Here is a 16,806-nt window from a genome sequence, read left to right on the forward strand (position 1 = left end):
TGATTTGAGAGACTGGATTAGGGCGTGATCGGACTATCAGCAATGCGCATCCATACGACCGTCCCGGTCATGCGCGTCGATTCGACCGCGGCGATGATGGCCGCGTCGGTCACGGCGGTTACTGGAGCATCCGACCAGGCGCCATATGAGTCCCACGACCAGCGCCACGAATCCAATTCTCCGAGCGATTGGGCGTTCGTGATCGGCCTATAGGCTGTGACAAAGCTCTGGTATGGCATCGGCGCGCCCCACTTGCCGACGCCAGTGTCCCAATAGAACCCTCCATCCCAGCCGCCCGAATCGGTCGTATTGCTCGGCTCGAAGATGTCCGGTGCTCGCCCGGTAATGAGCTTCAGCACGGCGGACATATTTGCCCGCGTTGGCCCTTTCACGAACAGATTCGCGAGGATGCGCGCGCGGTAAGGACCATCCTGCTCGTTTGTCAGCCGCGGCAATGCAGCGCCGAAGAAGTCGTTCGCGATCAGATCGAGATAACCGTCGGTCGCCGTCGCAATGCGCGTCTGGAGTGCCGCATATGTGATCTGGTTATAGATCGTCGAGAGCGCCCACGCTGGGCCTTGCAGCGTCGCATCGAATTTTTGAGATAACTTGAACCACGACGTTGGGATCTGCGCGCGCAGCCGCGTGAAAATATCTTGCTGATCGCCTTTTGCCATTACGTCACCGAGATGGTCCCGGCAACGATCTGCTGCTGCGTTGTCGCAACGAGATCAGATGTGCCGCCATTGATCGTGAGGCCCGTCACCGGCTGTGCGACGCCCGCAACACCCCATACCACCGAGTAGAGTTGCGACCACGAAAGAGTCGCACCCAGAGGCAGCGCGCCGATGAAATTCTGGATGGCAGCCTGCACCGCGGTTTGGACCGCCGATTGCGTATAGCCCGGCGCCGCTGTCACGCTGACTGCGATGTTTGCGATCAGGTCGGTAGCCGGATACACCGCAAACGTAATCGACAGCCCGCGGATCGCATCGATGGCCGCGTACACGGCATCATGCAGCGCACTCGTGTAAGGCGAAATGACGACGTAGAAGAACCCGTACTGCGTCGCGCCGGCAAGAGTTTGATTCTCGACGATTTCGTATTGGATACCCTGTTGTAGACCGTCGATCGCCGATTCGATCGCTGTTTTGATGGCGGCGCGTAGCCCTTGGATGTAGAGCTGGAAGCGGGCCATCACTGCAGCGTCGGTTTCCTCATTGACGCCGTTCGCGAACGCCGTCGGGTTCGTGACGGTATCGACGCCGGAGATCGCCGTCGAGATGGTCGTGATCGTGTTGGCGGCGACGTTGCCCTGGATGCCGGCGTTCTGCGCTTGCACCGTGACCTGGGCGCTCGTCACGCCAGCCGGAATGACGTAGGCGTTTTGTGCGGCGTTCCAGTAGGTCTGCGTCGTGTCCGGAATGACCTGGAATGGCTGTGTGCCATCGGCGGTGAGCACTGTCGCGCCGCCAGCGTATGAACCGCCGGAGCCGCTGGGATTCGGCGTGTAGGTGCCAGCGGGAATCGTCGCGGCGTTTGTGGGTGTGAAGCGCGAGAAAGTGACTTGTCCCGTCGCCGAAACAGCCGCCTCGCGCGGCGGGCATCCGAAGTCGGCGATGAACGTATCGATGTCGTTGCCCGTCGATGTCGACAGGCGCGTAACGCTCAGCAACTGCATGATGAGCGATTGCAGCCACATCGACACCGCGGCAACAGCCTCGACGCGCGCAAGCTCGATCGAGCCCACGACGAACGTCAGGAAACCGCCGACAGCCGTCACTGCGGATTGAATCGCCGCAACTTGCTGCTCGACGAGCCGCGTGAAGCTTTGGGTATTAAGAGCCATACGCGGGCACGTTGAAGGAAAGGGTCTGGGGAGCGCCGGTCGGCGTGTAGACGTAGTTGATCGTGACGCTTAGCAGGCCGGTTGCATCGGCCTGGTACGTATAGGTTGGAGCCGGCTGCTTTTGAACGTCGGGCTCGCCCTTCAGGACGCTTTGGATGAGCGACTTGATTTCGGTGAACTGCTCATTCGAAAGCGCGCGGCCGACGAATCGGCCGAGACCAGCGCCATACTCCGGATGCCAGATGTAGGTGCCTGGTGGTGTAAGCAACGCGCGGACGATGCGCTGATTCAGTTCTTGCACGCCAGTTGCGGTCAAATCGTCCCCCGAGGCCGAGAACTGAATGTCCTGGCCCCACCAGTGAAAACTGTCCATGGATTGCCCTTAGATCGGAGGACCAACATTGCCGCCTTGCGGGTCGGCATGGACGTGGCCTTTGCCAGACTTGCCAGCGGCAATCACATCGGTTTGACCGGTGATCGTTCCGGGCGCAGTCAGATTGCCGGCCAGGGTTGCCGTCCCGGTCCCACTACCGATGGTCTGCGTAATATCGCCGTTCAGTGTTGTGTTGCCGTCGACCTCAAAATTGCCGACCTGTTTGAGCAATGGCGTGGTGCTCGTGATGCCGACCGGCGCGCCGATGGTCAGCGTCCCATCATTGTTCAGCTTCACATACGAGCCCTTGCTGTCGACGATTGCCGCCTGTCCCGACTGCACGACGGGCGGTCGCGCGCTGTCGTTGAAGAACCTTCCTCCAACAAGACACGCTTCGACGCGGCCGTCTACGAAATCGAGGCGCACCGAGTCGCCGATCGCCGGCCCGAACACAGCACCGAAGTCGTTTCCGACCCACGGCGCCGAAAGCGGCACGAACCCGGTTTCATCCATCGTCGGCAGCAAAATGACCTTGACCGTGTAGTCGTCCGGGTTGTATGCACTGATCTGGCCGTACTTGGTCGTTGTGAACTGCGCCAGGAATTCGGAGACGACGCGCTTGATGTGTTCGATCATGCGAGCACCACCGTTTGGGCCTGCGTCGCAGTCTTGCCATGCACTGTCGTCTCAAAGCGCGACGGTTCGACCGAGCACCGCCGCATGACGCGCGCCGCTTGGTAGGTCGTGTCGTACGGCGTTCCGGTGCCGCGCACTTCGATAGGCGTCCACGGGTAGATGATCGCGTCGCCAGGCAACCGCGCTTCCATCTTGAATTCGTGCTTGCTGATCTGCTCGAGCAGTTGCTGCGCTTTCGCATCGCATTGCGCCTGTGTCAGACCAGCGAACGTGTAGTCGTACTGCTGAGTGCTTTGTGCGAGCGTTGCGTTGCGCTCGATCCGCTTCGCCGTCTTGCTCGCCGTCGCGATCGACGTGTAGACGGCGTTTTTCATGCCGTGATAGCTGCGCACGCGCACCGATACGTCGTTTGCGAGAGTTAGGTCATGCTCGAATTCCAACTCGATTGCGTTCGATCGCGGATAGGAGCGATCCGACGATGGCGGTTCGTATTGGATCAGGTACGGATTGCTCGATAGGGCGCTATTGAATGCCCCGAAATACAACGTGCGGCCGAGCACGAAGCATTGAAGCCCCTCGTGCTGTGCCAGATATGTCAGGATCGTCCAGATGCTTTGCTGCCGGTGCAAGCTGACGTGATCGAGTGTGAAGAAGTGGCCGACTAGATCCTTGGTGGCTTGCACGTTGGCTGTCAAGCCAACGAGCCCGGCAAGGTACGTTGCCACTTGACTCGCCGTTTGGTTCTGGAACTTGAGATCAACCTTGCGATCGGTCAAAAGCCCCGTCAGATCGCGGCCGGATAGCGTAATGCCTTGCGTCATTGCGTTGAGCCGGATCGAATCGACGCGATAGGTTTGGAGCAGCGTGAGATCGCTCGCCGAATAGTTCCGCGGGTCTTTGGGGAAACCCACGTAGACGTCTATCAGGATCTCCGTTTGCTGCGTCCACCACGCCCAATCGACGAACTTGGCCGGGATCTCGACGCGAAGCGTCCCGGCTTCGTAGACTCCGTTGTGCCCCGCAAACCAATCCGACCAGTCGATTACCTTCGATCCGACCATGAGAATCGACCGCGGCGCGGCGAGCGTGCCTGCGGTCGGAAGCGTATTCAGCATGGATCAGGGAATGATGAGCGTATTGATGCCAGTCAGCATCGGATCGGTGATGCCATTCGCTGCCGCGATCTTCGTCCATTGCGACGCGTCGCCGTAATGAAAGGCCGCGAGGGTATAAAGGTCGCCCCCGCCGACGGTCACCGTCTTTGCACTGGTTGGCGTCGAGACGAGCGGCAAATTCGACTGCATGCGTGCGCAGATGCTGCGCAACTCGTAGAGCTCCGGCAACTGAACCGCCGAATTCATCTTCGACAGCGCGTTAAAGACGTTCGTCGCGGCCGGCGCGCCAGCGACGATGGCCGCCGTGTTGGCGACGGTGTTCTCGGCCGTCGCAATCATGCTCTGCACCCGCGAGGTCACGGCGAGTAGCGGGGCCGCAACGGATGCGACGGCGCTCTCCACCGTGTTGACGATCTGGTCGGCACAATTGGCGACGCCAGAGATGAACGAGGTGACCGCCTTCAGGCCGTTCGCGATCGGCTGCACCGCCGATTGCACCGCGCTCATCGCCGCGTTCAAGTTTCCGATCAGGCCGTTTAACGTCGAATCGCCGATGCAGTTCGAGAGCGTGCCCATCCGCGACATGTCGGTCGCGAGCACTTGCGCGGGCGTGACGGCCGGTACCGAATCGACGGTCGCCGTCTGATCCTCGATGACCTCGAACCGGATCCAGTAGGGAATCCTGAACGGGTACTTGTACGTCGCACGGAACTCGGCGACCACGACGGTGTAGCGGAGCGCATCCCAAGACAGCGTGCATTGCAAACCTTCGCGCCGGACGCTGTCGAGGAATCGCGCTCGGTCTAGGGCGGACGAGTAGAGCAACAGCCCTGACCATGCCAGCGGCGCGTCGTCGGCGCCCATCGCGTTGATCCGGCGCCGGCCGCCGATCATCTTCTTAACGTCGAGCAGATGTTGGCCGCCGAACGGAATGCTCTCGGGAACTTCCGCGCCGCTGAATGTGAACGTGCCGTTCGGCGTGTCCAGCGTCAGAGTTGCGAAAGGGTTCACGGGTACATCCCCATTCCTGGCGTGTAGACGGTCGAATCACCGTTGAAACCGGTCGGCCCCGTTGTCTTGGCCGGGATCATCTTCTTCTCGACGTGCGCCGCGACGTCATGGCTATCGACCTTTACGGTGACGTGCGTGTCGTGCTGCTGTGCTGGCGCGGCCTTCGTTACGTTGTCGCCACCGAAGGCCGGCCCGCCACCGGCGATGCCCTGGTAGAACGTGAGTTGCTGGTCAGGCGACATCTTCGATGTCACTGAGTTGTAGCCGCGCTGGATCAAGTAGGCGATGCCGCCCGCGATGAGCGTGCCAATGGCGATTTCGCCGCCGATCGCCGCAAGCGTGGCCGCGCCGATCTCCTCTCCGGTGATCGCCGTTGCCGCTCGAGCGAGCAGGCTCCCTGCGCCGCTGGCGAGGTATTTGGCTACCTTGGGGATGACTTTATCGACGAATTTTCCTGTGCCTTTCCACGCGCCCATGCCAGCGACGGCCATCCCAAACAACCCGCCATAGCTCATTGCACCGCCGAGAATCGGATGATCCTTGCTCGTATTGGCGGTCCAATCGAAGAAGGAACTCGCACCCTTCAAGAGCGAATTGATCGGGCCCATCATCGCCTGGGTGCCGTTCATCAGCGTGATATTGGCGTTGGCGATCGTCTGATCCGCCAGGCCAACGGTGCTGACCTGGGAGATCATCTGGCCGACATCCATCGGCGCTTGCGAGAAATTCTTCAGGTCGGCGAGCGCGTGCAGATTGCTGACCGTGGATTCTTCGCTAAAGAACGATGCGCCGCGCTGGCCTTGTGTGCCGAACGCCATTTTCAGGAGCGCATTGAATTTCAGTGGCTCCATCTTCTCGCGGTCGGCAGCCAAGATCGACACGATCTTCATCAGGTCCATGCTGCCATTCGCATAGAACGCCGACTTGTTGCCGTGATACAGCCCGAGCGCGTGCAGCGCTTCGTTTTGCTTCTTGTTCGAAAACAACCCGCTCCCGAGCGTGTTGGGCAGCGAGTTCATTGCCATGGCATTGAGCCACGTGCCCGACTTCGTATTCATGATGCCGCCCTGCATCATCGTCGCGACGAGCAGCATGACGTCGCTCGAATTCGCGCCGGCCGCATGAAGAGCGGGAAGGGCATAACTCGCTGCGCGTGCGATCTGGCCGAGCGACGCGTGCGACGTGAGCGACGCTTGAAGCATCGACTCGTAGAGCGGCTGGGCCGCTTGCGGCGCGTACGCGCCGGCCATGTGCGACAGACCAATGAACGCCTGCGTCGCCTCGGGCATCGAAACGCCCTTGAGCTTGGACTCCAACGCAATGTAGGGCATTGCGAAGTCCAGCATTTGCTTTTGCTGCGTGGCGGACAGCGTACGCATCAGCCGTGAGCCTTCGAGCATCGACTCGCCGAACGGCTCGATATGTCCGCCGGTCGCCCAGGCGTACTGGCTCGCGTATGCCAACTCACGCGAGCGCAAATCGTCGAGGCTTCCTTGCCATTGGCTGAACGGGATCTGCGCCGTCGCCACAGCCTTGACGTTCTGATCGTTTAGGCGAGCGTTTTCATAGGCGCCGAAGAGCATCCCGGCTGTCGCTACGCCAGTTGCGGCACCGACATTGCCATTCGAGCGGCGAGAGTTGGCCGCCACGGCGCCCCCACCAGAGCCGGACGGCACTTCAGTGATCAGTCCATCGCCATCGATGACGTCCGACGCGTATCGGCCGCCATTTTGGACAACGAGCGCACCGCCGGGCATTTCTCGCACAGCAAGAGGGCCGCCACGGCTTCCGCCTCCGCCACCACCGCTGCGACCGCTTCCGCCTCCACCACCGCCAAATCCACCGCCGGTAGCGCTCCATCGCGGAGGGTGCATCGAGTTAGCCTCGGCGCGAGCCGCCGCCATATTGCGCGCGAAATCTGCGCTGCTCGCCGCCATCGTGTCGAGCACATAGCTGGCGCGCGTCAGGCTGCCGGCGCTATCGCCGAGTGCTGTCGCCGCGGCAGCAGCCTTTTCGAAGTTGCGGGCCATGTTCAGGCCGGCCGAGGACGCTTTGCGTGCGGTCTCGGCGAACGCAGAAATCGCGGTGTTTGCCTTGTCCGCCCACTCGGCGATGGCCATAAGGCGATTGCTGACGTTGTCCGTCAGCTCCGCCGTGACAGCGATCGAATAGGCGTTGATCGTCATTTCTTGCCTGCAATGGTGTCTTCGACTGCTTGTCCGACAAGGTTCACGACTTCTTCGGTGTCGCGGTAAAGTGCGGGGCCTAGCACTGGGCGCGGAGGAATGCCCTCCGGTGTGCCGAGTTCCTGGTAGACCATGATCTCGGACTTGCTGCCCACGGTGAAGTGCCGCGCGCCAGCCTCATGCTCGATGCTCTCGCGCAGCCCACCTTTGACGAGCAAAGGCGTATTTGGACCGGCGTCCGGCGCCGCTTCTCCGTCGACGATCGCTTGGATGTGCTGCTGCTTCGTCGCGTCTTGCAGTTCGGACCATTCTTCGAACGGACCCATATCTTCGCGCTGGTAGTGGCCGAATTCGGCCTTAGCCGTCGCTTCCACGAGGATGGCGCCTGCCTCCATCGCGGTTGCATAGGCGACTTCGAGTTCGGCCGCCGCGCGCTCCATCGCTCGAGCGAACGCACCGAATGATTGGTAGGTCTTCATGGCTTAGCCGGCTCCTCCCAATCATTGGCTGACCACGACCATTTGCGGCCGCGGATTTCGCCGGCCGCCACGCACCAGCCGAATATCTCGGTAGGCGAAAAGGACATGATGACGTCCCACGGGACCCCTGCGGCGAGCAACGTCAAAACCTTCTTGACGCCGGGGTCCCGGCTTATTTTTTTGCCTGGTCAGCCAGTTCTTTCTCGTCACGCTCGTCGAATGCCTTGACTCCGCGCTGCAGCGCGTTCAAGCCCTTGTGGCCGAGTCTGCTGATGAGCGCGCGCATCTGAAGCAGGGAAGTGCAGGGAGAAATCTTTTCCTCGTTGATTGCGATCAGATAGATCAACGGCAGGTACATATGCACGAGGCGCGTATTGTTTGCCGCGTCGCCGCCCATTGCCTGCACCATGTCGTACTGAGCCAGTGGGCCCGGGTAGTTCAGCGTCAGCGTTCGGCCATCGCCGACAGGTACGAGCAGCGTATCGCCGTTGACGACGAGTTCGTCGGACGGCGTGTCGCCGCTGGTTTCGGTAACGTTCAGGTCGGTCATGGTTTAGAGCTTGATTCGAGTGGAGGCAGCGAAGGAAACGCGCTGGATGACGTTCTTCTCGGCTTCGGCTTCGCCCGGATCCTCGTAGTAAAGAATGACGCCTTGAAACTGAAATGTCGTCGGGACTCCGGCTACTTCTTCGATCGTCTCCTGAATCACGCCAGTTGGCAGGTTGGCGCCGGCGTAGTAAAACGCTTCGTTGTTAGCGAAGTACGTATCCAGCGTGCCGTCCGCGCGCGAGACATCGAACGATCCTTCCCAGCCGCCCTCTTGGAAATTCAGGTGGATCGGCAGGCCGTTCAGCGGCTTGACGGTGAGCTTGTGATTGATCTTCCGGCGCTTGAAGTTCAACAGCGTCGGCAGCACGAGCAGGCCGGTCGCGGTATAGATGTCGAACTTATAGTCGCGCCCGAGCGATAGACCGTTCTGCGGCATGGCTTACTCCAAATGGAAAGCCACCGCGCGGGTGGCTTGGACGGACGAGGAAATCACTTACAGCGGCGTGACGGTGACGGTCTGGCCGCCCTCGATATTCACGAGGAAATACCGGACGATGCTCAGATAAATCACTTTGACGGTTGCGACCATGTAGCCGAGCGCGATCTGACTGGCGGGGTTATTGTTGGCGTCGATCTGCACCGACCACCCAGGCTTCGTCGGGTTGTTGACGTCGCCGATCATGTTGTTCTTCTGGAGGTTCGAGAAGAACGCATCCATCGAACCCTTCGTATTGCGACGAAGGTTGATCGTTTGCACCTTGCCCGGCACATACCCATACGCGCTCGCGATCGTGAACGCGATGTAATTCGTCATGCGCGTGTAGTTGTCGCCGTTGCGGCTCGAATCGCTGCTCGCGTTACGCCCTGTGCGAGCAGCAAAGGCCGCACCAACTGGCGCCGGATTGGTGATGACTTCGAGTCGCGACGTTGCCGCGAGCGCGATCTCCGGGTCGCTATACGGCAAGTTCTGCATGCTGCGCTGCGTGGCGATGATGCCGCCGAGCGGGGCGTTCAGAATCGATTGCTCGGGGCTCGTCGCAGCCTGCTTGGCCGAGCTGAACGTGGCCGGCGAGACCATGCGGTTGACGCCGTTCACATTGTCCTGCCAATAGCACCAGTCGCCGACGAGGCACGCGAAACCGTAGCCATCCACTCCTGCGCTGGCGAGGGCCGCGGCACTAGCGGTGACGCTCGTGCCGGGCGGATTAGCGCTATGGAAGTAGATACCTTCCTGCAAGCCAAAAGCGAGCTGCGCAGCCCACGTCGTCGACGTCTGGCAATCGACCAGGTTGCCGACCTGCGCTCCGGACTTGCGAAGGGCATACATACCGGTTCGGGTGAGGCCATCGGCGCCCACCAGCGTCGTATCCGACACGCCGCCGGCGCCGTCGGTACCACCCGAAAGCGTGTAGGTCTGAGTCAGGTTCGGCGCGTTGACCGAAGTGCCAAGCGTGGCAATGCAGTTCTGCGACGGTCCCCGCAAACCCGTCTGTCCGTTATTCACAGCATTGACGAGATTCAGCCATACGCTGACCGACAGCGCGATCGAGCCGCCGGTACCTGCGCCGCCCGTGAGGGTCGCTGTCGCGGACGTGTAGCCCACGCCCGGATTGATGACCTTGAAAGTACCCAAACCCCACGTGAGGGTGACGGTCGCGCCAGTGCCCACTCCCGACGTCGAGGAAGGGGCGACGGGGTTGGTCGGGACCGCGCCGGCAGTGAGCGAACCTGCATTCGTGACGGCAAGCGCCGTGATGACGCCCGCACTCGCCGTGACCGTCAGGATGACGCCATTGGGCAGTGTGATCGTGTCGCCAGTCACGTAGCCCGTGCCGCCCGCGGCGATAGTGCCCGACAGCACCTTTAGGCTGATCGCACCCGTCGCCTGCACGCCGTTGGTCGCCTGCGGAGCAGAAATGCTCAAGCTCGGCACGGACGTGAATGCGGTACCTGGGGTGACCGTTCCACCACTTACGCCCATGCCGACGTTATCGAACACTTCCGGCGTGAGGCCGGCGCGCTGAATCGACAGCTTGTAGGTGCTCGCCGCGGTGCCTGCCACGATCGACGCCGTGATGCCATTGCCGACGACGCCGGTGTACAGGCCGGTGAGCGTCATTCCCGTGACGGGCGAACCCTGCGTATCGACGAGGTTTGCGCTCGCCGCCGTATCGGTGCCGTCGGTGACGCGCACGAGAATGTAGTTCTGGACGCTGTTCTGATCGCCGATCGCGACGGCCGTCGCAATATCGTGCGGCCGGAACGTGACGGGGCCGACCATCTGCTGGGCTTGGGCACTATCGCCGATGCCCATCATGGGCGCGTTGACAGGCCCCCAAGAGCCGACGCCGACCACGCCGAGGCCGTCGGTCGCAACGCCGTTGATGTACGCGACGCTGGGCGGCTGAATGATCACGTACAGGTCAGGGGCCTGCAATGCGGTAACGTTGACGCTGCCAGCTTGATAGACGGGCATGTTTGCTCCAGAAAGCAAAAAGCCCGCTCTCGGCGGGCCTAGAAATAAAAAAAGCCGCTCGAAAGCGGCTTAGTTGCGACGGGGAGGGTGGATCAGCCGTTCAGCAAGCGCGGCGGGATCTTCACGTTCGGCGTTTTGCCGTCGGCGAACCAGACTTGGATCTGCCACGCATCCCGAGTCCAATCGACGCCGAACCGATCACGCATGATCTGGACGAACGCCTTTTTGATGCGCACGCACACTTGCGGCGTTGCCTCTTGGCCGACGAATCGATCGACGGCGAGTTTGATCGCAGCGCCTGCGGCGCGATGACGGGCCGGGTTCACGCGGCCACCTTATGCACGTTGTGCGGGTTGCCAGCGAGGACGCGCGCGACTTCGCCGGGCCCGCGGATAGCATCGCCCTTACGGTAGTCCTCGAAGGCGTGCCGGACCACAAGGTAGTAATCGAGCGCAGCTTCGGGCTGTGCGGCCTGCTCGACCGCATCGGATTGCGTCTTTGCCATGGTGGCCTCAGATATTGACGTTGAAGGACGAGCCGTTCGCCGGCGTGATGTTGACGCCCAGATTCGTCACGGTGTTCTCGGTGACCGGCGCGGTGAGCGCATATTCCACCTCGTATAGCAGGTTGCGCCGGTAGATCTGCTGCTTTTCGGCGCCATCGGTCTGCGTGACGCCGCGATACAGCATGCGCGCCCACGTGTTGTCCGGCATCGTGATACGGGGCTGTTGCTTGAACGCCAACTCGAGCGCCCTGCCAGCGGCATCGCGCAATAGCTCCGTCGGCGCCCAGATGACGATCATGAAGACCTGCGCCTGGCGGCCGATCTCCTGCTGCACGGTCACGGGCACAGAGATCGATGCTTCGATGTCAAAGACTTCGGAGATGGTGATCGCAGTGCCATTCACCGACGAATTCGGAATTAGCGCCGCCAGCGCCGCCGCGATCGTATTGACCGTGTCCGTCGCCTGAATGGCGTAGCTATACGGCTGGTAGTTGACCTTGACCGTCGCGGCCTCGCCAGCCTTGATCGTGCCACCGATCGTAACCTGGTTACCCGAGATCGCGATGGTGATATTCGGTGCCGGAATCGACGCCTGCGCATCGTCGTCGCCAAGGAAGCGCGTCGTGTTCTTGCCCATGCCCGGCATGCCGTAGATGCTGACCATCACGTTGCCGGCGGCCATCAGCGCCTTCAGTTGCTGCGGCACCGGCCACCCGGAGCGCACGACGATAGTCGCATTCGCGACGCTCGGCTGGCCGGTCCCGTTGGGATACATCGCCGCGCCGACGAGGCTCCCCAACGTGTTAAGTACATCCGAAATATCGGCCATTACGGCTCCAGACGTTCGACCAAGAGCGCATATCCTAGCGAATTCCAGTACGGTGCGAGCACTTGATAGCGCACGTTCCCGTCATCTGTGACGATATCGTTCGTCGCGATCAGGCCATTGGCCGCGGCGCCCAGCGGAATCATCACCGTCCAAAACGACTTCGCCGCGGCGTCGGCTGGCAATCCTGCATCCTGCTTGCCGCGCTCCTTTTTGAGCTGGATCGACGCCGGCACCCCGCTGGCGACGGGCGTTTCTGCCGAAGGCTCGACGCCGCTATAGTTCGGTGAGAATCCAGGCGTGACGTCGGAGTTCGGGCGCGTGATGGCGATCTTTCGCGGGTACAGAAAACTCATGCCAGCAACCGTGCGCGATAGGGCGCGAGAAGTGCCTTCGTATCGTCATCCATCACGAAGCTGTTCAAGATGCCCGGCTGATTCGCGAAGCGCTGCATTGCAGTATCGCCCGCTTGTAACCGCTGCATGGTCCCCGGCATCCCGGCCACGACCGCGATGTTGTTCACGATGTTGGCGCAGGCCTGCTTAACCTGAGCGGGGAGCGTCGCGTAAGTCCAGCCCGCAACGTAATGCATGCGGACCTCGGTGTAGTAGGCGAGCAACACGCCCGCCGGCACCCACACCGTTCCTGTCTCAGGCTCGCAGCTATTCGCCTGCGGTGTCCATACCTCCCACGCCGGCGGACCGCCGAACTTCGACATAACCGCAAGCAGGTTGTAGGTGTCGATCGATCCCACCGCATCCATGCCGCGGCGCATGTAGCCGTACCGTCCAACGCCAGACAGAATCGACATGACCGGCGTTTGCGCGACCATCGTGATCGGCCGATCTTCCGGCATCGTGCGCTGCTCGACGATTGTCAGCCCTGCTGCCAGGGCGGCGCCCTGTGCGTGCGCAAACTGCACGTTGGTGAACGTCACCTGCTGGCCAACGACGGCCTGCACTACAAGCGCCTCCGTGATTGCGGGCGTCCCGATGTCGGCGATCAAAACGGAGCCGACCTTCAGCATGCCAGTCGGCCCGGTCAAATTCACCACGACCGACTGGCCGGGCGAGATGGTACTCGCTAGCGCGAGCGTGAGACTCGGGCTCATTCCGGCCATGTAGCAGGGGTTGCCGGTGCCGTCCGGCGCCCAGATCAGTCCCTCTCGGCGCGCGAGATATGCGTCGATCTGTGCGCTGGCTTGCTGAACCTGAGCAGGCGTGGCATTAGGCACCCCATACGAGGTGTAATCGGCGCTCTGGAGGTATGCAGACGGCATCAGCGGCTCGAGAAGAGGGCGCCCACGTTCGACAGCGTGCCGCCGGCGATCGCAACGGTGAACGACTGGAAGGGCAGCCCATCGGTGATGTTGAGCACACCGGGCGTCGCCGCGGTGAGCGCCTGCGTCAACGCGGCGCCTTGCGGAATGGCGCCGCCCTGATCGAGATAGCGCTGCACGGTGATCGAGCCAGTGGCCGAGCTTTGCGCGCCGATCGCGATCTTCGGGTAGCCACCAGCCAGAATCAGTGGCGAAGTTCCAGGCGCGGACAGGCCCATCTGCGCACCTGTCAGGAACGCCTGGACCAGGGGGCCGGCGTCAACCGGCGTGTGCGTCAGTACTTGCGACGTTTCCAGCATGGCTGTCTCTCAATCCGGCGCCACGAGGCAGAATCAGCGGCGAGCGCTGCGCTATCTCGTGGTCGATCATGTATTTGCCGAGGTTATCGGGCACCTCGGCACACCCTGCCTGAAACACGACGCGGAAGAGCTGCGGCATGCCGTCCTCGCCCATCCATTCCGACACCGGATATTCTCGGCCGGGTTGAACGAGGACGGCATGCTGTGGCACCTCCCGGTCTTGCGGTCGGTAGACGCGCATTACGGACGTTGCACGGCCACGACTGCGTGCGCGTAGCTCGCCGCCTTGCCGATGATCGCGTCGAACATCACGCCGACGAACTGTCCCGACAGGTTGCCCGTCAGCCCGAGTTGGAACAGCAGCGGATTCGGGTTGTCCGTTTCGCCGCTGACGTACGGCATTTCGACCATGTCCTCGGTGAGGATCACGGCGAAGTAGTTCTTGTTGCCTGCAGGGGGCGCAGAGAAGCCGTATGCGGAGCCGGTGGCTGCCTGCAAGAACTGATCGCCGATGAGCGGCAAGTTGCCGGCTTGCGTAGCGAGAGCCTTCACCACGACGCCCGACGTCACTTCGACTTCGGTCAGTGTGATTTGGCCGGCGCGCGCTTCACGATCGATGTAATCGCCCAGGATCGGGTTGAGATAGATCGCGGTCGGCTTGACGATGTACGTCTCGTTCGCGAACAGCGCGGCAACTTCCGCCTTCAGACCATCGATGATCGAGGCGCCGGGGGCGATCGTCGCCTGCGTGGTGATCTGCGACAACAAGCCCATGTACTGGACCGTCGTCGGGGCGGAAAGACTCGTATCGTTACCAGCCCACACGCCGGCGGCGCGGGCGACGTTGATCCCGCTGATGATGTCCTCGATGTCGCGCGCGATCACCTCGGCGAACTTCTTTTGCTGCTGCGTGACCATCTTGTCGAACAGTGCGATGTTCGATTGGTTCACGCACGCCTTGATGAAGGCCGAGCGCTCGACACGAGTCGGGCTCGAGGGCGACGGGCTGATGGCCGTGCCGCCTTGGCCACCGGTGCTCTGGAAGCCGGCGGTCGAGATCGCAGTTTGCTCGAAGTAGCGGTGCGGCTGCCCGGTGGCCGGGACCTGCTTGAAGCGTTGGAGCGCCACCGAGCGGCGGCGCACGAGATCGGTGATGACCGGCTCGTATTCATTGACCTCGATCGCGCCAGTGCCGAGGTAATCGGCTGCGGCCTGAAGGGTCATCATTTTGGCTTGCGACATGGTCGTAATCCTCTGGGCAATAAAAAAGCCGCCCGAAGGCGGCTTGTGCTGATGTGGTGGAGAGTCGGCGCTTAGGCGCTCGGCTGCATGCGGGCCATGGTGATCGCGGCCAGACGTTGCGTCGGGGTTGCGCCGGCAGCCTTCAATTCAGCGTCTTTCGCGCCGATCTCGGTATGCGCGGCATGCAACCCCGGCTTGGCGGCCGGAGCCGCTTCCGTCGGGCGAGCCGGCGCAGCCGATGCGCTGAACGCTTTGCCCTCGAGTTCCTTGACCTTCGCCGTCAAGTCGGTGATCTGCGCGTTCGCCGTCTTCAGCGCTTCGCTTTCGCCGGTCGCAGCAGCCGCGTCCATCCAGGAATGGTCATTCCAAATATGAGGCAGCTTGCCGAGCACCGCCTCGGCTTCCATCTTGTCGGCCATGCGGCGCAGCACGGCGACGTGGCCGTGGCGCTCGTGGCCACCCATGCCGGCCGCTTCCATGCAATCGGCTGCCGCGCGCAGGCGGTCCGAATGCTCTTTGACTTTGTGCAGCACGTTGGCCGCTTCGAGCTTGCCGGCGCTCGCCTTCAACTCCGCGACGTCCTTGACGAGCGACGCGGTCTCTTCCTTGACAGCGGTCTTGACCGCGGCCAACAGTTCATTGATGTCCATGTCTGGAATCTCCGTAGAGGCGGACGCCTCCAGTGAAGTTGTGGTGTAGGCTGCCTTGTCCTTGAACAGAATGGCGGCGCCAGTGAAAACACAGCTCGTCACCTCGATCGGGTCGCCGTTCCAGTCCTTGATGCCGGTCTGCGCTTCGTAGGAGAAGCCCAGGAGCCGTTTCTTCGACTGAATCTCAGCCACCACGGCCGGAAAGTCCGCGCCGTACAGAAAGCCTGCGATTTGGATGCCGTCGCCTTCGATGGTCGCAGCGGTGATCACGCCGATCTTTTTCGTCGGGTCGTGGCCGCTTAGATTCGGCTGGTAATCGACACCCATGCCCAGCAGCGATCCCAATGCTTCTTCGGCGACTGCGCGCGGGATCAGTACGCACTTGCCGTTCGCGCCGCCAACCGGCTGATCACTCGGCTGATCGATGCGCGTCATGATCCCGGAGAAGGGGACCTTGTTCGGGTGGCCCGGCGTTTCGGGAACGTCGAGCGCCATTGCTTCAAAGCGCATCGCGCGCAAGCCGCCGTCGTTGGCGCCGGCCGGCTGCATGTCCATGCGAGCGGACTGGTGAGCCTCCCACTTCGACGTGTCAAGTCCCAGTTCCTTCGCGCGGTGAAGGATCTTGCGCCGCGCCTCGGCGCGCTCTGTGTCGCTCAGCCCTTTCGTGTGATCGACCATCGACCATGCCATGCGGGTATGGTCGACGTCGTTCGGCGTATTGCGAATGGGCAACGCGCGCTTTCCCGGGACCGCGAAATCGTCAGCGCCGAGCGCGTCGCGCTGTTCTTTGGTGAGCGCCATGATCAGAGTTGAGCCTTCAGGGCGTTGAGAACCGCATCCGCGTTCGTCGTGGTGCTACCGAGGGTTGCTTGCAGCCGGGCGATCGCATTCTTCATCTCGGCTGCCTTTTGTTCGACTTCCGCGAGCGCGCCAGCAATGCGAAGGGCGGCGGCTGTCTGCACCTTCTCTTGCGCGATCCGCTCAGTCGTCAAGGTGGCTTGTCCGCTCATGGGGATCTCCGATTAGAGCGCGTTGATGCGCTCGAGGATGGATGCGTATTCGTCGTCGCTCAGGTGCTCGCTGACCGACATGGCGCGGCGTTTGAGTTCGACCAGCGATGTCTCGATCGCGATCAGCGCGCCGTGAGCGGGGCCCGGCGGTACATCGACGAGGATCTGCGCTAGCGCAGCGCTCAACGAGGGCTCGAGGTTCGTTTCGGCAACTTCTTCCTGCGCGGCCGAATCACGCGCTTCTTTTGCGGAGCGCGCCAT

At 62.0% G+C, this 16,806-nt stretch carries 21 protein-coding genes; all 21 read right to left on the bottom strand.

What is annotated here, in order from left to right; translation table 11 throughout:
• Nucleotides 1–17: 17 nt before the first annotated feature.
• Nucleotides 18–677: a hypothetical protein gene (locus ACTHN9_RS20260; RefSeq protein ID WP_440538561.1), complete on the bottom strand. Its 660-nt coding sequence runs from the start codon at nucleotides 675–677 to the stop codon at nucleotides 18–20.
• Nucleotides 677–1,849, bottom strand: coding sequence for a baseplate J/gp47 family protein (locus ACTHN9_RS20265; protein ID WP_440538562.1), 1,173 nt, complete (start codon nucleotides 1,847–1,849; stop codon nucleotides 677–679). Before ACTHN9_RS20265 ends, ACTHN9_RS20260 begins: the two co-directional genes overlap by 1 nt.
• Nucleotides 1,839–2,222, bottom strand: coding sequence for a phage tail protein (locus ACTHN9_RS20270; RefSeq protein WP_440538563.1), 384 nt, complete (start codon nucleotides 2,220–2,222; stop codon nucleotides 1,839–1,841). Before ACTHN9_RS20270 ends, ACTHN9_RS20265 begins: the two co-directional genes overlap by 11 nt.
• Before the next feature lie 9 nt (nucleotides 2,223–2,231).
• Entirely contained in the window at nucleotides 2,232–2,858 is a 627-nt protein-coding gene (locus tag ACTHN9_RS20275) for a hypothetical protein (RefSeq protein WP_440538564.1), read from the bottom strand.
• Nucleotides 2,855–3,973 carry a hypothetical protein gene (locus ACTHN9_RS20280; protein ID WP_440538565.1) on the bottom strand — a complete coding sequence of 373 codons (1,119 nt, stop codon included), beginning with the start codon at nucleotides 3,971–3,973 and terminating at the stop codon, nucleotides 2,855–2,857. The genes ACTHN9_RS20275 and ACTHN9_RS20280 overlap by 4 nt, the downstream gene beginning before the upstream one ends.
• Nucleotides 3,974–3,976: 3 nt before the next feature.
• A complete protein-coding gene (locus ACTHN9_RS20285) occupies nucleotides 3,977–4,984 on the bottom strand; it encodes a hypothetical protein (RefSeq protein WP_440538566.1) in 1,008 nt (335 codons plus the stop codon).
• A complete protein-coding gene (locus ACTHN9_RS20290; protein ID WP_440538567.1) occupies nucleotides 4,981–7,170 on the bottom strand; it encodes a phage tail tape measure protein in 2,190 nt (729 codons plus the stop codon). Before ACTHN9_RS20290 ends, ACTHN9_RS20285 begins: the two co-directional genes overlap by 4 nt.
• Nucleotides 7,167–7,649, bottom strand: a complete 483-nt coding sequence (locus ACTHN9_RS20295) for a hypothetical protein (protein WP_440538568.1) — start codon at nucleotides 7,647–7,649, stop codon at nucleotides 7,167–7,169. The genes ACTHN9_RS20290 and ACTHN9_RS20295 overlap by 4 nt, the downstream gene beginning before the upstream one ends.
• A 172-nt stretch (nucleotides 7,650–7,821) precedes the next feature.
• Nucleotides 7,822–8,199: a hypothetical protein gene (locus tag ACTHN9_RS20300; protein ID WP_440538569.1), complete on the bottom strand. Its 378-nt coding sequence runs from the start codon at nucleotides 8,197–8,199 to the stop codon at nucleotides 7,822–7,824.
• Nucleotides 8,200–8,202: 3 nt separating this feature from the next.
• Nucleotides 8,203–8,634: a hypothetical protein gene (locus ACTHN9_RS20305; RefSeq protein ID WP_440538570.1), complete on the bottom strand. Its 432-nt coding sequence runs from the start codon at nucleotides 8,632–8,634 to the stop codon at nucleotides 8,203–8,205.
• 57 nt (nucleotides 8,635–8,691) lie between these two features.
• On the bottom strand, nucleotides 8,692–10,674 hold the full coding sequence (locus ACTHN9_RS20310; protein ID WP_440538571.1) for a hypothetical protein: 1,983 nt from the start codon (nucleotides 10,672–10,674) through the stop codon (nucleotides 8,692–8,694).
• A 92-nt stretch (nucleotides 10,675–10,766) separates the two neighbouring features.
• On the bottom strand, nucleotides 10,767–11,000 hold the full coding sequence (locus tag ACTHN9_RS20315; RefSeq protein WP_440538572.1) for a hypothetical protein: 234 nt from the start codon (nucleotides 10,998–11,000) through the stop codon (nucleotides 10,767–10,769).
• Nucleotides 10,997–11,179 (bottom strand): hypothetical protein, encoded by a 183-nt coding sequence (locus ACTHN9_RS20320; protein ID WP_440538573.1) that lies wholly within the window; start codon nucleotides 11,177–11,179, stop codon nucleotides 10,997–10,999. The genes ACTHN9_RS20315 and ACTHN9_RS20320 overlap by 4 nt, the downstream gene beginning before the upstream one ends.
• Nucleotides 11,180–11,186: 7 nt before the next feature.
• On the bottom strand, nucleotides 11,187–11,885 hold the full coding sequence (locus ACTHN9_RS20325) for a hypothetical protein (RefSeq protein ID WP_440538574.1): 699 nt from the start codon (nucleotides 11,883–11,885) through the stop codon (nucleotides 11,187–11,189).
• A 122-nt stretch (nucleotides 11,886–12,007) separates the two neighbouring features.
• The gene (locus ACTHN9_RS20330; protein WP_440538575.1) at nucleotides 12,008–12,361 is read right to left on the bottom strand and encodes a hypothetical protein; all 354 of its coding nucleotides are present in this window, start codon (nucleotides 12,359–12,361) and stop codon (nucleotides 12,008–12,010) included.
• Complete coding sequence (locus ACTHN9_RS20335) at nucleotides 12,358–13,284, bottom strand: hypothetical protein (RefSeq protein ID WP_440538576.1); 927 nt, start codon at nucleotides 13,282–13,284, stop codon at nucleotides 12,358–12,360. The genes ACTHN9_RS20330 and ACTHN9_RS20335 overlap by 4 nt, the downstream gene beginning before the upstream one ends.
• Nucleotides 13,284–13,643, bottom strand: a complete 360-nt coding sequence (locus tag ACTHN9_RS20340; protein WP_440538577.1) for a hypothetical protein — start codon at nucleotides 13,641–13,643, stop codon at nucleotides 13,284–13,286. The genes ACTHN9_RS20335 and ACTHN9_RS20340 overlap by 1 nt, the downstream gene beginning before the upstream one ends.
• A 240-nt stretch (nucleotides 13,644–13,883) precedes the next feature.
• Entirely contained in the window at nucleotides 13,884–14,885 is a 1,002-nt protein-coding gene (locus ACTHN9_RS20345) for a hypothetical protein (protein WP_440538578.1), read from the bottom strand.
• 71 nt (nucleotides 14,886–14,956) lie between these two features.
• Nucleotides 14,957–16,054, bottom strand: coding sequence for a DUF6582 domain-containing protein (locus tag ACTHN9_RS20350; protein ID WP_440538579.1), 1,098 nt, complete (start codon nucleotides 16,052–16,054; stop codon nucleotides 14,957–14,959).
• A gap of 284 nt (nucleotides 16,055–16,338) precedes the next feature.
• Nucleotides 16,339–16,545, bottom strand: a complete 207-nt coding sequence (locus tag ACTHN9_RS20355) for a hypothetical protein (RefSeq protein WP_440538580.1) — start codon at nucleotides 16,543–16,545, stop codon at nucleotides 16,339–16,341.
• Nucleotides 16,546–16,557: 12 nt separating this feature from the next.
• Nucleotides 16,558–16,806, bottom strand: coding sequence for a hypothetical protein (locus ACTHN9_RS20360; protein ID WP_440538581.1), 249 nt, complete (start codon nucleotides 16,804–16,806; stop codon nucleotides 16,558–16,560).

Source organism: Trinickia sp., assembly GCF_051953405.1.
In the GTDB taxonomy this organism is placed as follows: Bacteria; Pseudomonadota; Gammaproteobacteria; order Burkholderiales; family Burkholderiaceae; genus Trinickia.

What these genes read in the sequence shown, in the direction of transcription:
- ACTHN9_RS20260 (WP_440538561.1), bottom strand. Translation starts at nt 677, where the DNA reads ATGGCAAAAGGCGATCAGCAAGATATTTTCACGCGGCTGCGCGCGCAG.
- ACTHN9_RS20265 (WP_440538562.1), bottom strand. Translation starts at nt 1,849, where the DNA reads ATGGCTCTTAATACCCAAAGCTTCACGCGGCTCGTCGAGCAGCAAGTT.
- ACTHN9_RS20270 (WP_440538563.1), bottom strand. Translation starts at nt 2,222, where the DNA reads ATGGACAGTTTTCACTGGTGGGGCCAGGACATTCAGTTCTCGGCCTCG.
- ACTHN9_RS20275 (WP_440538564.1), bottom strand. Translation starts at nt 2,858, where the DNA reads ATGATCGAACACATCAAGCGCGTCGTCTCCGAATTCCTGGCGCAGTTC.
- ACTHN9_RS20280 (WP_440538565.1), bottom strand. Translation starts at nt 3,973, where the DNA reads ATGCTGAATACGCTTCCGACCGCAGGCACGCTCGCCGCGCCGCGGTCG.
- ACTHN9_RS20290 (WP_440538567.1), bottom strand. Translation starts at nt 7,170, where the DNA reads ATGACGATCAACGCCTATTCGATCGCTGTCACGGCGGAGCTGACGGAC.
- ACTHN9_RS20295 (WP_440538568.1), bottom strand. Translation starts at nt 7,649, where the DNA reads ATGAAGACCTACCAATCATTCGGTGCGTTCGCTCGAGCGATGGAGCGC.
- ACTHN9_RS20300 (WP_440538569.1), bottom strand. Translation starts at nt 8,199, where the DNA reads ATGACCGACCTGAACGTTACCGAAACCAGCGGCGACACGCCGTCCGAC.
- ACTHN9_RS20305 (WP_440538570.1), bottom strand. Translation starts at nt 8,634, where the DNA reads ATGCCGCAGAACGGTCTATCGCTCGGGCGCGACTATAAGTTCGACATC.
- ACTHN9_RS20310 (WP_440538571.1), bottom strand. Translation starts at nt 10,674, where the DNA reads ATGCCCGTCTATCAAGCTGGCAGCGTCAACGTTACCGCATTGCAGGCC.
- ACTHN9_RS20320 (WP_440538573.1), bottom strand. Translation starts at nt 11,179, where the DNA reads ATGGCAAAGACGCAATCCGATGCGGTCGAGCAGGCCGCACAGCCCGAA.
- ACTHN9_RS20330 (WP_440538575.1), bottom strand. Translation starts at nt 12,361, where the DNA reads ATGAGTTTTCTGTACCCGCGAAAGATCGCCATCACGCGCCCGAACTCC.
- ACTHN9_RS20335 (WP_440538576.1), bottom strand. Translation starts at nt 13,284, where the DNA reads ATGCCGTCTGCATACCTCCAGAGCGCCGATTACACCTCGTATGGGGTG.
- ACTHN9_RS20340 (WP_440538577.1), bottom strand. Translation starts at nt 13,643, where the DNA reads ATGCTGGAAACGTCGCAAGTACTGACGCACACGCCGGTTGACGCCGGC.
- ACTHN9_RS20345 (WP_440538578.1), bottom strand. Translation starts at nt 14,885, where the DNA reads ATGTCGCAAGCCAAAATGATGACCCTTCAGGCCGCAGCCGATTACCTC.
- ACTHN9_RS20355 (WP_440538580.1), bottom strand. Translation starts at nt 16,545, where the DNA reads ATGAGCGGACAAGCCACCTTGACGACTGAGCGGATCGCGCAAGAGAAG.
- ACTHN9_RS20360 (WP_440538581.1), bottom strand. Translation starts at nt 16,806, where the DNA reads ATGGCGCGCTCCGCAAAAGAAGCGCGTGATTCGGCCGCGCAGGAAGAA.